The sequence below is a fragment of the Campylobacter sp. CH186 genome, assembly GCF_004378925.1.
Classification (GTDB): Bacteria; Campylobacterota; Campylobacteria; order Campylobacterales; family Campylobacteraceae; genus Campylobacter_D; species Campylobacter_D jejuni.
This window is the reverse complement of record NZ_RYYB01000001.1, coordinates 521,190-534,476: the sequence shown is the minus strand read 5'-3', so window position 1 is coordinate 534,476 and position 13,287 is coordinate 521,190. Positions and strand designations below refer to the sequence as shown.

The window sequence follows — 13,287 nt, the reverse complement described above, 5'->3', positions numbered from 1 at the left end:
AATTTTTTTTTATTAAATAAAGGAATCACTCATGAAAATCAAAGATATGGAAATATTTTTAGATCTTTTAAACACTCAAAGTCCAACTCATACAGCCAACAATTTTTCCATAACTCAACCTAATGTTTCAATAGTAATTAAAAATTTAGAAAATAAATTTGATGGTATTTTATTTGAAAGACTTGGAAAAAAACTCTTACCTACACCAAAAGCTTTAGAACTAGGAAAAAATTGGTTAAAAATTATACAAGCCTACTACCAAAGCTTAGAAAAATTAAACGACGAAAGTATGCTCTTAGGGGAAATAAAAATAGCCTCAACTCAAAGCATTTCTGAACATTTTTTAGCTCCTATTTTATTTGATTTTAAAGCAGAATTTAAAAACATAGAAATTCACTCTCAAACGCAGAATTCAAAAGAATGTTTAAATTTGCTAAAAAACGGAAATATAGAATTTGCAATCATTGAAGCAGAACTTGATCCGGCTTTAGTGGAGTATGAAAATTTAGAAATAAATTTTTGGCAAGATGATGAACTTATAGTAGCTACAAGTGATAAAAAACTCAATGAAAAAGAATTTTATATCGATGAACTTTTAGAACAAAAGTGGATTTTAAGAGAAGTAGGCTCAGGCTTAAGGGATAAATTTTTAAACGAAATTGGTGCAAGCTCAAAAAAACTTAATATTTTTCTTGAGCTTGATAGAATGGCCGCGATTAAAGAACTTGTTTTACAAAAAAAAGCAATCTCTATTTTTTCCAAAAAAAGCATAGAAAAAGAATTAAAAAATTCAACACTTTATGAAATTAAATTAAAAAATATCAACCTAAAGCGTAAATTTTACACCTTAAAAAGAAAAAATTATAATTTTAACAGAGCTTTAGAAAAATTTGAAAAAATATTCAAATCATAAGCATAATAACCGATTTATATAGAAAGTTAAGCAATTTTTAGATAAAATCCAAAGCTTATATAAATTTCAAGGATAATCAATGAACGCCAAAACTCAAGAAGCTGAATTAGAAGAATTATTTCAAGAAAATGCAAAAGATTATATCACATATGAAAAATTGGTAAAATATCTTACAAAACAACCAAGTGCATCAACCGCTAAAAAAGTGCAAGCATTAATGAAAAAACACAAAGTGCAACTTTTTTCAGCAGCCGAAATTGCACAAATGAAAAACATAGAAGATGCAAAAAGACTTCAAGAAGAAAAACAAAAACTCCAAGATACAAGCCTTGAGAACGAATTTGATTTAGCCAATGAAAACGATTTATTAGAATGGAGCAGATCAGACTCTCCTGTTCGTATGTATTTAAGAGAAATGGGACAAATTGCTTTATTAAACAAAGATGAAGAAATTGAAATTTCCAAAAAAATAGAACTTGGCGAAGATATTATCATTGATGCTTTTTGTTCTGTACCTTATTTGATAGATTTTATTTTAGATTATAAAGAACCTTTAATAAACAGAGAAAGAAGGGTAAAAGAACTATTTAAAAGCTTTGACGATGAAGAAAAAAGTGATGATAAACTTGATGAACTTGATATAGATGAAGATGAAGAAAACGAAACAGAATTAGAATCAGATGAAGAAAATGCTAAAAAAAACAGCAAAAAAGAAGATGAAAGAACTTTAAAAGTTATAGAAAAATTTAAAGCTCTAGAAAAAGCTAAAAAAGATTGGCTAAAAACATCCAAAGACAAAGAAAGTGAAGACGAGCTTTTAGATAAATTAAGCATTGCGTTCAAAAAAAATATTTTAAAAGAAAAATTAATGGATCTAGGCCCTACTTCAAAACTTATTAGTGAAATCGTAAAATCAATGGAAACTGCACTAAAAAGCGATGAAGAATTTGACAAAGAACTTAAGCGTTTAGAATACCGCTTACCTATGTTTTCTGATGAACTTAAAAAACGCCATGCAGATATTTTAAAAGATATTACAAAATTGAGCAAAGAAGAAATCACAGAGCGAGCTTTAGAAACAACCATGGTAAGCACTTATATGGAAATTAAAAAACTATTTCAAACTAAAGAAGCTAGTGAAAAAAGCTTTGATCTTGAAAAATCACGTTTAAAAGAAATTTTAGAGCAAATTAAACGCGGTAAAAAAATCTCTGATGAAGCAAAAGGAAGAATGGCAAAATCGAACTTGCGTCTTGTTGTAAGCATAGCTAAACGCTACACAAATCGTGGTCTACCTTTCTTAGATCTTATTCAAGAAGGAAACATAGGTTTAATGAAAGCTGTGGATAAGTTTGAATACAAAAGGGGTTATAAATTTTCCACTTATGCAACTTGGTGGATCAGGCAAGCTATTTCAAGGGCTATAGCTGACCAAGCAAGAACCATAAGAATTCCAATCCACATGATAGAAACCATCAATCAAATTAACAAAATTATCCGCGAACATCTACAAAAAGATGGAAAAGAACCTGATGTCAGTGTTATAGCTAAAGAAGTAGGTTTAAGCGTAGATAAGGTTAAACAAGTTATTAAAATCACAAAAGAACCAATTTCTCTTGAAGCTCCAATAGGAAATGAAGATGATGGTAAATTTGGAGATTTTGTTGAAGATAGAAATTCACTTTCTCCAATGGATCATATCTTAAAGGATGATTTAAAAGAACAAATTGATGAAGTTTTAGATCAATTAAACGATAGAGAAAAAGCGGTAATTCGTATGCGTTTTGGTTTAATGGATGATGAAAGTGATAGAACTTTAGAGGAAATTGGAAAAGAGCTTAATGTCACTCGAGAAAGAGTGAGACAAATAGAAAGTTCAGCTATAAAAAAACTCAAACACCCTAAAGTAGGAAGAAAACTAAAAAATTATATTGAAGGTTGGAAGTAAGAGTCAATCTCTTACTAAAAACCCAAATCTTTTTCTTCTTTTAGCTTGCGCACATGTTCAAAAAAAACTAATTTTCCGCTATGTTTTTTTAAATTTTTAAATTCCTTAATATCAAATTCTAAACACAAGATAGAAGAAGTTGGAAAAGAAGCCAAACATAGCGAGCTTAATAACTCTCCAAGATCCATTAAACCAGGATTATGACCCACTAAAAATACTTCGTTAAACTCATCATCAATATCTTGCAGAATTTTTAGCAAATTTTCAACATTGCAAAGATACAATCTTTCATCAAAACAAATTTTATTTTTATCAAAATTATAAAATTTGGCTATTTTTTTCGCTGTTTTAGCGGTTCTAACAGCAGGACTTGATAGCACCAAATCAGGATGAATTTCATGCAAGGCAAGATTTTTAAAAAGTTTTTTTAAATCTTCCTTTCCACTCTTAGTAAGTTTTCTTTCAAAATCATCAATATCCCCACTCTTACTTGCTTTTGCATGTCTTATAATATAAATTTTTTTCATTTTACCTCTTTTATTTTAGCTAAAATATAACCACACATAAACCCGAAAATATGACCATACCAAGCAACATTTACCCCCATAAGCAATGGCGCAAAACTCATAAGTAAAATTGCCACTATAAGTCCTTTTGTGCTATTTTTATCAAGAACAGCATAAAAGCCCATTAAAACACAAATTGCACCACTAGCGCCTATAACATTTATATTTTCTCCGAAATATTTAAAATCAAAATACACATAAAAAACACTTAAAAGTGAACACAACAATCCGCCAATAAAATAAATAAAAATAAAACGCAAAGCACCTAAATAAGTTTCTAATATACGCCCAAATTGAAACAAAACTATCATATTTAATATAAGATGAGTTAAATTTCCATGTAAAAACATTGAACTTAAAAGTTGCCAATAAGCTCCATTAAAAAATAAAATATTCAAACCAAGGATATTATAATAATCATAAGAAATCAAAAAATAACATAAAATATTTAAAAAAATTAAAAAAATTGTAAGCAAAGTATAAAACCTTTATTTTTTATAATATTGTCTTAAAATTCACATAAAATTCACATAAATTCTTTACAATTTTACTAAAAAATAATTAGGAAAAATATTGAAAATTAAATTTTTAAGTATTATTACTATTTTAAGTTTATCTTTAAATGCTGATATAATAATTTCTGCTGATAATTTGCCAAGTGTTTCTAAAGAATTTTTACAACATAATTTCAAAGCACCCATAGGGATCGCACAAAAAGACAAAAATTCCTATGAAGTCTATCTTAGCGATGGGACAGAACTTGAATTTGACATAGATGGAGCTTGGAAGGAAATTGAAAATAAAGCCTTTCCTTTTGATCTAGATTTTTTACCTCAAAATTTAGTCAATATCATTAAAAACGAATTTCCAAATATAAAAGCTAGAGAAATCGAAAGAAAAATCAACCATTACAAGATTAAACTTGATAACGATGTAAAAATTCTTATAGATTTTAATGGAACTATCTTACACAAAGAAATTGATGATTAAAATATAATTAAACCTGCATTATATTTTTAACATCATCATATTCTATCTTTTCTTTTTCAAGCAAAAGCTCTGATAATTTTAAAATTTTATCCTTCATAGAATTTAAAAATTCATCCATTTCTTTTTTTTGTTCATTTAAATTTGACTCTTCTAACATATCAAAACTCAACATATAATCAAGCAATTCTTTAATCTTTAAAAAATCATCTTGCGAGTTAGTATAACTTTCATTATAAATCAATCTCATAGCTCTAGAACCAGCCAAATAAACTTTTATACGATTGATAAGCTCTGATTTTGATCTTATATTATGCTCATATTCTTTAAAACGATCTTCAATAAGAGTGATTTTTTCAAATCCTATGTCAAAATAATACGCACTCAAAGCTTTTGCAGCCTGATAAGTGGCTTGAATTTTCTTCTCTTCATCATTAAAACTTAAAATCTTTTTCTTGCCTAAAAGAACTTTATTTAATACAGCATAAAAATCACTTTCCTCAACTAAAGCACTATTTCTTCTTAAAGCATTAATTGCCGCTTCATTGACCAAAGTTTCAAGCCCTGCTCCACTAAAACCTACGCTTGCTTTGGCGATTTTATTTAAATTGACATTATTGTTTTTATCTTTCATATAAATTTCTAAAATTTTAAGTCTATCCTTAAAATCAGGCAAAGATAAAAAAATTCTCCTATCAAAACGCCCCGAACGCAATAAAGCAGGATCCATAAGTTCGATTTTATTTGTCGCAGCTATAACTATAACCCCACTATTGTCCTCAAAACCATCCATTTGAGTTAAAAGTTGATTTAAAGTGCTATCTCTTTCAACATTTGACATTTCTCCTCTTGCCTTACCTACAGCATCTATTTCATCGATAAAAACTATACTAGGAGCCATCATTTTAGCTTTTGAAAAAAGCTCTCTAACTCTTTTTGCACCCATACCTACATAAATTTCAACAAAACTTGAACCGCTTTGATAAAAAAATGGCACCTCTGCTTCTCCTGCAACTGCTTTTGCTATCAATGTTTTTCCTACACCAGGTGGGCCTACCATTAAAACACCTTTTGGCATTTTTACACCAAATTCTTTATATTTTTTAGGATTTTGTAAAAAATCCACAAGTTCGCTTAGCTCCATTTTAACTTCATCAACACCTGCTACATCATTAAAAGTAATATTTGAAATCACAGGTTTTATATGAGAACTTTCTAAATTTATATTTGAATTTTGTGCCTGAGTGTGATTTTGATTCTTATTTGATATTGGATATTTAGCTAACTCTTTTTTACGAGCAAAATAGCCAAGACTTATAAAAAGTGCGATAATAAAAACAAGTAAAATAAAAAACACCCAAAGCGTGTTATCTTTTTTAACTTCTACGGGAACTTTTGCTAAAAGTGTTTTTATATCTATGCCATCTTTTATAATTACGTAATTTTCACCTTCCGCCTTAAGCCAAATTTCGTCTTTATCAATCACAGCTTTTTGGATTAAATTTTGACTTAACAGACTTTGATAAAGATTTTCATCTATATATTTAGGTTCATTTTTAAAATATAAAATTCCCAAAAGCATACATAAAACCATAAAAGATGCTAAAATTATCTTTTTATTTTTCATTATCTAGCCTTTTAAATTTGCAAAGTTAGACTTTTCTTGTACTTCATATTGAGATATAACAATCCATTCTTTAGCTATATCTTTATCACTTTTAATTTTGATCTTATTAAAAAACTGATCATAACCCTCAAAAAAACCATCTTTTTGATTTTCTACCAAAACTTCAAGTGAAACTTGATTTTTTTTTCTAAATTCATAATTATTTTTTTCTACTATGGATTTTAAAGTGTTTAATCTTTCTTTAGCTAAAGTTCCATTTATCACATCTTTCATGGTAGCAGAATGCGTGTTGTTTCTAGGACTAAAAATAAAAGCATGAATATGAGTGAGTGGAAATTCTTTAAATTTTTTCAAAGCTTCTTGCCACACTTCTTCACTCTCGCCTGGATGAGCTACTATAAAATCCGTCCCTAAAGCATATCCTTTGCTTGCTATAGTATTAAAAAGCTTTAAATCATTATCCGTATGCGATCTTCTTCGCATTATGCGAAGCATTTTTTCACTTGTATGTTGCAAAGCAATATGTAAATGCCTTTCAAGCCAAGTCTCATCTAAAATTTCTAAAAAACTTTCATCAATTTGTGCGGGTTCTAAACTACCTAACCTTATGCGTTTTATACCTGAAATTTGTCCCATTTTTTGCAAAAGCTTGCCTAAACTTGTGCCATTTTTAAGCCCATATGAACCTATATTAGTCCCTGTTAAAACAATTTCACTATAGCCATTAGCCCCCAAAATTTCAACTTGTTTTAAAAGAGCTTTTTCATCTACACTTCTTGATTTACCCCGCACGCTAGGGATAATACAATAAGAACAAGCAAAATCACAACCTTCTTGAATTTTCACAAAAGCTTTGGTATGATTTTCATACTCACAAACTATATCTTTATCAATAAAATTTAAATTTCCAAGTTCATAAAAACTTGTCTTTGCTCCTAAAAATTCATTGATTTTATCTTTATTTGACGCTCCAAGCACTCCAAAAACTTGTTTTTTATCTAAAAGCTCCTTACCTTTGCTTACAGCACCACAACCTGTAAGTATAACTTTAATGCCTTTTTTTTGCATGGTATTTACATAAGACTTTATCCCGCTATCAGCTCCATTTGTAACCGTGCAAGAATTTACAACGATAATTTGTGCTTTATTCTCATCATTTATAATCTCATAATCTTTTACATAACTTTTTAAAAGCTCTGTATCATAAATATTTGTGCGACACCCAAAGGTTTTAAAAAAAACTTTTTCTTTCAATCTTTATTCCTTGCATAAAAATGCGTATTTTCATGATGTTGTTCAAAATGATTTTGATTTAAATTTCCTAAATATAAATTTTGCGATGGATAAGCGATTTTTATATCTTTATGCTTATTAAATTCTTTTATAATCTCTTTGCTAATCGTACTTCTTAATACCAAAGCCGCATAAGCATTAGTCATATACCATGCAGAAATTCGCATTCCCCAATGTTCAAAAAACATAAAAAACCTTGGCTCCACTTTAGGATTTTTAATACTATATTCATGTTGTAAACGAGCTATATTTTTTCTAGCAAGCTCAGTATAACCTTTAGCATGGCGTGTAACAATATTTTCCACAATTTCTTGCGCCTTATCAAGATTGCTATCAAAAGTAACACTTATATCAATGCCATCAAGCACGGTTTTCATACCATGGTGAGTATAATTAGCAAGCAAATTTGTAAAAACATAGTTATTAGGAATAAATATAATACGCCCACTACGACGATTTTTATTATAAGTTTCAAGTGTAAGCTCTTCATAAAGAGTAATGCGTAAAAAAGAAATGTCTATAATATCTCCTATATAGGTAGTATCATTTTGAAAAACCTTTACACGATCCCCTACTCTAAAACTTCCGCCAAAAATAATCACACACCATCCAAGCATAGACATAAACATATCTTTCATAGCAATAGCTAAGCCCGCAGAGGCAAAACCAAGTATAGTTACAAGATAAGTAATATTTTCTATATAAGCAAAGAGCAAAATAAGAAAAATAATATTTATATTAATAAAATTAATAATCTTCGTAGCAGTATAATATCTTTCACTATCTTTAATGTATTTTTTAGCAATAAATTTCAACATAAAAGCTATAGCTATAACAATAACAATAGCAACAAGTATATTTACAGCCCTTAAGCTTTGAACTTTAATCTCAGCACTTACTCGAGAAAGCTCTTCATCAATTTTTTTCTCATAAACAGAATAAGAAACACTGGCAAAATTTAAAGCTTGCTCAAATTCTTCCAACTTTTTATCCGAAGCTTTTAAAGCTTCTATATTCTCAACACTTGGTTTAAGCTCAACTAATTCCTTAAGTTCTGAGTTTTTTTCTCTAATTTTATCTACTAAATTTTTAAAATCATTAAATTTAAATATATACTCTTCCTTTTCTCCTTTTAATTTCTTAATATGAGAAAAAGCTCCTATAATAGCCAAAGGATTAGTAAGCTTAGATAAAGTTTCTATATTATCAGGGGCACTAAGACTTTGTGCAAAATTTAAATCTTTATATTCTTTAAGCAAGCTCAATTGCTCTTCTAAATTTGCTATCTTACGTTTAAGTTCTTCTTGTTGGTGAATATCGGAAGTCTTTTTTAAATTAAGATTTAAAATGATTAATTCATCATTTATATCTTGATATTTTATAAAATTTTCATAACGTATATTCCAAATACTAGCACTGATTACAGTATTTAAAGTATTAATTTTCTCATTTATGTTATTAATAATAGTCCGATTTACATCACCAAAAGCAAAAACAACAAAAAAGGTTAAAATAATAATTTTTTTCATCGGAATTCTCTTAAAGTTGCAATTATATCTTCTTTAGAAATATCACCTTTTATCAAACCCTTGCCCAAAGGACTAGCAAGAACAAAATTGATTTTTTTATTAGAGCTTTTTTTATCCATGAAAAAAGCTTCATAAAATTCATCTACATTGTTGATTTTATATGATATTGGCAAACCGAATTTAAGTAAAATAGCTTTTATTTTTTGACTTTGCATTTTATCCAAAAGCCCTAAATTTAAAGCCAATTGATTTGCCATAACCATACCTATAGCTACCGCTTCTCCGTGTAAATAAAGCTTATAATCTGTAAAATTTTCTATAACATGAGCAAAAGTATGACCATAATTTAAAAGCATTCTAAGCCCTGATTCTTTTTCATCTTGTTCAACAACCCTTGATTTAAGTTCTATGCTTCTTGCTATAATTTGAGTAAAAATTTCATTCTCACAAGTAGCATTTAAGAAACTTTTTTCATCAATTTTTTCTATAAAATCAAGTATACCATCATCAAACATTGCTGCCATTTTAATAAATTCAGCCATGCCTGCAGCAAGTTCTCTAGAGCTCAAAGTCTTTAAAAAAGAACTCTCGCAATATACAGCTTTAGGTTGATAAAAAGTGCCAATAAGATTTTTACCAAAATTATTATTAACACCTGTTTTTCCACCTACTGCTGCATCAACACAAGCTAAAAGTGTAGTAGGAATATTTATAAAATCAATACCTCTTTGATAAATACTAGCAGCAAATCCGCCCATATCACTAATCACGCCACCGCCAAAACTTATAAGCACGCTTTTTCTATCCAATTTAGAATTAAACATTTGGTTTAAAATTTCTTCTATGGTGCTTAAATTTTTATATTCTTCACCATCTTTTACAGTGGCAATAAAAATTTCTTTTGCCTTAATTTTAGAAAGTAATGTTTTCAAATGAAGACCTGAAATCTTAGGATTTGAAAGTATAAAAACCTTACTATCAAATTCTAATTCTTCAAGTTCATCAATATAAACCTTATAAGCATTTTCTTTTAACTTAACTTCTACTTGCATTGAACTACTCTTTTTGCGTTTATTCTATCACATTTAATTAATTATTTATTCTACTGGTATGAAAAGTTGGTAATTTTGTCTCATTTTATAATAATGCCTATTTAAATTTGTACTTAAATTTCTGCCAAAATCTCTATTTAGTAATTCTTTTTGAAAACTCACAAATTGTAACAAATCTTCGCGATATTGCAAATTTAAAAGAGGGTTTTCATCATTTTTATTAATAATTTGTATATTTTTATCATAAAGCTTAGATAAACTTCTAAAATACTCCTCCATATCTGTAGTATTTTGAGAATTTGGATTATAATAATATAAAATAACTCCAAAATCAAGCTGTTTACTTAAATCAGTAATGACATTTGCATTGTTTTCAAGTTCACTCTCATCAGCACTTAAAATAATCGCTTCTTTAAGTTCATCAAAAGAAGCTTCACCCACTTTCATAATAGGAATTTTTAAATCAAAAAAAGCTTGTTTTTCTTTCTCAAAATTTTTTATATCGGTTACAACTAATCCTATATCATTATTTTGCAACCATGTGGAAATTTGTTTAAAATCTGTGTTGAAATAATCAAAAAACACACCTTCTTTATCCTCAGAAAGTTTTTTTAATTTTTCATACATTACCCCTAATTTAGGATTGATAACATGTATAAAAAATCTTTTTGCATTGCTTTTTTGAGTTAATTTTAAAGTAGTATCAAGCACTCTTTCTTGCATATTTTGATTCATATTTTTCATATCAATTAAAGCAAAAACATTACTTCCAAAAGGCATAGGAAATTGCCCTGCTTTGCCTCTTATATTATGAAAAATACTTTGTAAAACAACAGGATCTCCAACGATCAAAATGCTATCATTTGGCTCTAAAACAAAAGATGGTTTTACAAAATAAATCTTAGAATTTCTATAAATAAGGACTATGCGCCACCTTTTTTGTTGTATTGAACTTATGTGCCTATAAGCAAAAATAGATCCTGCTGGAATTTTTACTTCCATAATCTCTCCAACCCCAAGTCCTATATACTGAGCTGTTAAAGCAATATCTGGTAAAAAATCCATAAATCTACGGCTTAAAGTCATTCTAGCATCAGCTAAATTTGCATGAGTATCATTAACACTTAACCCCCAAAAATCCATTATTTCTATTTCTAAATTTGGATTTAAAGAACGCAAAGCCTCATAACTTTTTTTAGTTTCAAATTCATCTTGCATATAAATAAAAGCCTGTTTAAAATCTTTACTCATAATATTTTCAAGACGCGCTGTGCTTGTAGGATCAAAATAATGCAAGTCAATATACTCACTAGAAATATTTAAGTTATTTTTTTCACTATTTTGACACACTACTGTAAAAAAGTAACCTAAGCCTTTTTCAAAACAAAGCCTTTCTAAGAAATGCTTTGCTAAAATACCGTCTATTATAATTAAAATATTATTCATTTTAAACTCCAAAAAGGAAATTATAACAAATGGAATTTAAATTAAAGCATAAAGATGGAATGGCAAGGGTTTGTGAAATCATTACCGCACACAGCACTTTTTTAACCCCTGTTTTTATGCCTGTTGGCACAGTAGGAGCGGTTAAAAGTCTTGATGCTAATGATATGAAAAACGAGCTTGATGCAAAAATTATTTTAGCAAATACCTATCACATGTACTTGCGTCCAACTTCCAAAGTGGTAAAAGATTTTGGAGGTTTACATGGTTTTACGAAATTTGATAGAAGTTTTTTAACCGATAGTGGTGGTTTTCAGGCTTTTTCTTTAAGTAAAAATTCCAAACATTTTAACGAAGGTATAGAATTTAAAAGTCACATCGATGGGAGTCGTCATCTTTTTACTCCAAAAAGTGTTTTAGATACTCAATATGATTTTAACTCTGATATTATGATGATTTTAGATGATTTAGTAGCCCTACCCGCAACCAAAGAAAGGGTTAAAATTTCTGTTGATCGCACTATACTTTGGGCAAAAGAGGCTATTACTTATCATAAAAGTATGCAAAATAAAGGTATAGGTATAGGGCAAAATATTTTTGGTATTATCCAAGGTGGTACAGATTATGAAGAAAGAAAGCGTTGCGCTTTAAGTTTAAATGAAATGCCATTTGATGGTTTGGCTATAGGTGGGCTTAGCGTGGGCGAAGAAAACGCCTTGATGTACGAAACAGTCCAAAACTTAAACCCTTATCTAGATGAAAATCGTCCAAGATATTTAATGGGCGTAGGAACGCCTGAAGATTTGGTAGAAAATGTTGAGCGAGGAGTAGATATGTTTGACTGTGTGATGCCAACTAGAAATGCAAGAAATGGAACATTTTTCACAAGTTTTGGAAAATTTAATATCAAAAAAGCAGAATTTATCAATGATCATGAAGCTATAGATCCTGTTTGCTCATGTTATACTTGTCGTAATTTTTCAAGGGGTTATTTGAACCATCTTTTCAAAGCTAAAGAACTTACTTTTTTTCGTTTGGCAAGTTTGCACAATCTACATTATTATCTTGAACTTGCAAGAAAGATGCGTGAAGCAATTTTGAATAATTCTTTTACGCAATTTAAAAGAAATTTTTATCACTTAAGAGGCAAATAAAATGCTAGAACTACACGAAAATCTAAAAAAAATCCTACAAGCAAAGAATTTAGAAACTTTCTATAGTGAAATTTATGGACAAAAAATTTTTGTTTATGTGGGATTAAATTTGGAAACTTGGCTTTTTAACGATGAAAAAATTTATAAACTTCAAGATGAAGAATTTAAGCTTTCTAGTATAGAAGAATTTTCAAATTTTATTAAATCCATTTTAGAAGATTTTAAAGTACAAAATACTCATTTTCAAAACCTTTTAGAACACAAAGAAGGTATTATCTTAAAAGGTGGTTTTGTTAAAAATTTTTACAAAAAATCCTTTGTGTTAAGACAAAAAATCAACAAAAATCTAAAGCAAATCAATCTTCTAAGCGAAGCTTTCAATCTTTTGCTTAGCGAACAAGCGCAATACAAAAAACATTTAAAAATTCTAAATTTATCCATTAGCATCTTGAGTAAAAACACCAAAGAACATCTAGCAAGAGTTGATACTCTTTATGCATTAACAAGTGCAATTAAAAATGAAAAAATGAATAAAAGTATTTATCTTTTAAGTATACTTTCTTCTATTTTCTTGCCTTTAAATTTGATCGTAGGATTTTTTGGAATGAATACTAATAATCTTTTTTTCAAAGATAGCCCTTATGGTACACTTTATATTTTTTCTTTGATTTGCTGTATTTTGATTGTAGGTTTTATATTTTATCATTCAAAAAAGACTAAAGAATTTGATTTAGATGAAGGTAAAAAAGCTAAAAAACAAACAAAATAAGCAAAA

At 28.6% G+C, this 13,287-nt stretch carries 12 protein-coding genes; 5 read left to right on the top strand and 7 right to left on the bottom strand.

Annotation, left to right across the window (positions count from 1 at the left end; all coding sequences use genetic code 11):
• Positions 1-31: 31 nt before the first annotated feature.
• Both ELQ09_RS02650 and rpoD read left to right on the top strand, forming a co-directional pair.
• Positions 32-913 carry a LysR family transcriptional regulator gene (locus tag ELQ09_RS02650; protein ID WP_002932884.1) on the top strand — a complete coding sequence of 294 codons (882 nt, stop codon included), beginning with the start codon at positions 32-34 and terminating at the stop codon, positions 911-913.
• Between the two features lie 79 nt (positions 914-992).
• Positions 993-2,861: an RNA polymerase sigma factor RpoD gene (gene rpoD / locus ELQ09_RS02645; RefSeq protein ID WP_002865625.1), complete on the top strand. Its 1,869-nt coding sequence runs from the start codon at positions 993-995 to the stop codon at positions 2,859-2,861.
• A gap of 14 nt (positions 2,862-2,875) precedes the next feature.
• Here the strand turns inward: rpoD and ELQ09_RS02640 are convergent, their stop codons facing one another.
• A complete protein-coding gene (locus ELQ09_RS02640; protein WP_070317120.1) occupies positions 2,876-3,388 on the bottom strand; it encodes a histidine phosphatase family protein in 513 nt (170 codons plus the stop codon).
• Positions 3,385-3,903: a rhomboid family intramembrane serine protease gene (locus ELQ09_RS02635; RefSeq protein ID WP_002853517.1), complete on the bottom strand. Its 519-nt coding sequence runs from the start codon at positions 3,901-3,903 to the stop codon at positions 3,385-3,387. Before ELQ09_RS02635 ends, ELQ09_RS02640 begins: the two co-directional genes overlap by 4 nt.
• 97 nt (positions 3,904-4,000) lie before the next feature.
• Between ELQ09_RS02635 and ELQ09_RS02630 the strand changes: the two genes are divergently transcribed.
• Positions 4,001-4,417 carry a PepSY-like domain-containing protein gene (locus ELQ09_RS02630; protein ID WP_134224635.1) on the top strand — a complete coding sequence of 139 codons (417 nt, stop codon included), beginning with the start codon at positions 4,001-4,003 and terminating at the stop codon, positions 4,415-4,417.
• Between the two features lie 7 nt (positions 4,418-4,424).
• On the opposite strand, the gene ELQ09_RS02625 is transcribed toward ELQ09_RS02630, so the two are convergent.
• From ELQ09_RS02625 to ELQ09_RS02605, 5 genes are read right to left on the bottom strand one after another with little or no spacing between them, the layout of a single operon-like run.
• A complete protein-coding gene (locus ELQ09_RS02625) occupies positions 4,425-6,041 on the bottom strand; it encodes an ATP-dependent metallopeptidase FtsH/Yme1/Tma family protein (RefSeq protein ID WP_002932876.1) in 1,617 nt (538 codons plus the stop codon).
• Positions 6,042-6,044: 3 nt separating this feature from the next.
• Complete coding sequence (mtaB, locus tag ELQ09_RS02620; protein WP_002932875.1) at positions 6,045-7,295, bottom strand: tRNA (N(6)-L-threonylcarbamoyladenosine(37)-C(2))-methylthiotransferase MtaB; 1,251 nt, start codon at positions 7,293-7,295, stop codon at positions 6,045-6,047.
• Positions 7,292-8,863, bottom strand: a complete 1,572-nt coding sequence (locus tag ELQ09_RS02615; RefSeq protein WP_002865744.1) for a mechanosensitive ion channel domain-containing protein — start codon at positions 8,861-8,863, stop codon at positions 7,292-7,294. Before ELQ09_RS02615 ends, mtaB begins: the two co-directional genes overlap by 4 nt.
• Positions 8,860-9,915: a 3-dehydroquinate synthase gene (gene aroB / locus ELQ09_RS02610; protein WP_038817426.1), complete on the bottom strand. Its 1,056-nt coding sequence runs from the start codon at positions 9,913-9,915 to the stop codon at positions 8,860-8,862. Before aroB ends, ELQ09_RS02615 begins: the two co-directional genes overlap by 4 nt.
• A gap of 45 nt (positions 9,916-9,960) precedes the next feature.
• Positions 9,961-11,361, bottom strand: coding sequence for a COG3400 family protein (locus tag ELQ09_RS02605; RefSeq protein ID WP_002856550.1), 1,401 nt, complete (start codon positions 11,359-11,361; stop codon positions 9,961-9,963).
• Between the two features lie 29 nt (positions 11,362-11,390).
• Here ELQ09_RS02605 and tgt point away from each other — a divergent pair, with 29 nt between their 5' ends.
• Entirely contained in the window at positions 11,391-12,512 is a 1,122-nt protein-coding gene (gene tgt, locus ELQ09_RS02600; RefSeq protein ID WP_070317117.1) for a tRNA guanosine(34) transglycosylase Tgt, read from the top strand.
• 1 nt (position 12,513) lies between these two features.
• Positions 12,514-13,281 carry a magnesium transporter CorA family protein gene (locus tag ELQ09_RS02595; protein ID WP_038817424.1) on the top strand — a complete coding sequence of 256 codons (768 nt, stop codon included), beginning with the start codon at positions 12,514-12,516 and terminating at the stop codon, positions 13,279-13,281.
• Positions 13,282-13,287: the final 6 nt, after the last annotated feature.

Coding starts and splice junctions, on each gene's coding strand:
- ELQ09_RS02650 (WP_002932884.1), top strand. CDS start 32: ATGAAAATCAAAGATATGGAAATATTTTTAGATCTTTTAAACACTCAA.
- rpoD (WP_002865625.1), top strand. CDS start 993: ATGAACGCCAAAACTCAAGAAGCTGAATTAGAAGAATTATTTCAAGAA.
- ELQ09_RS02640 (WP_070317120.1), bottom strand. CDS start 3,388: ATGAAAAAAATTTATATTATAAGACATGCAAAAGCAAGTAAGAGTGGG.
- ELQ09_RS02625 (WP_002932876.1), bottom strand. CDS start 6,041: ATGAAAAATAAAAAGATAATTTTAGCATCTTTTATGGTTTTATGTATG.
- ELQ09_RS02615 (WP_002865744.1), bottom strand. CDS start 8,863: ATGAAAAAAATTATTATTTTAACCTTTTTTGTTGTTTTTGCTTTTGGT.
- aroB (WP_038817426.1), bottom strand. CDS start 9,915: ATGCAAGTAGAAGTTAAGTTAAAAGAAAATGCTTATAAGGTTTATATT.
- ELQ09_RS02605 (WP_002856550.1), bottom strand. CDS start 11,361: ATGAATAATATTTTAATTATAATAGACGGTATTTTAGCAAAGCATTTC.
- tgt (WP_070317117.1), top strand. CDS start 11,391: ATGGAATTTAAATTAAAGCATAAAGATGGAATGGCAAGGGTTTGTGAA.
- ELQ09_RS02595 (WP_038817424.1), top strand. CDS start 12,514: ATGCTAGAACTACACGAAAATCTAAAAAAAATCCTACAAGCAAAGAAT.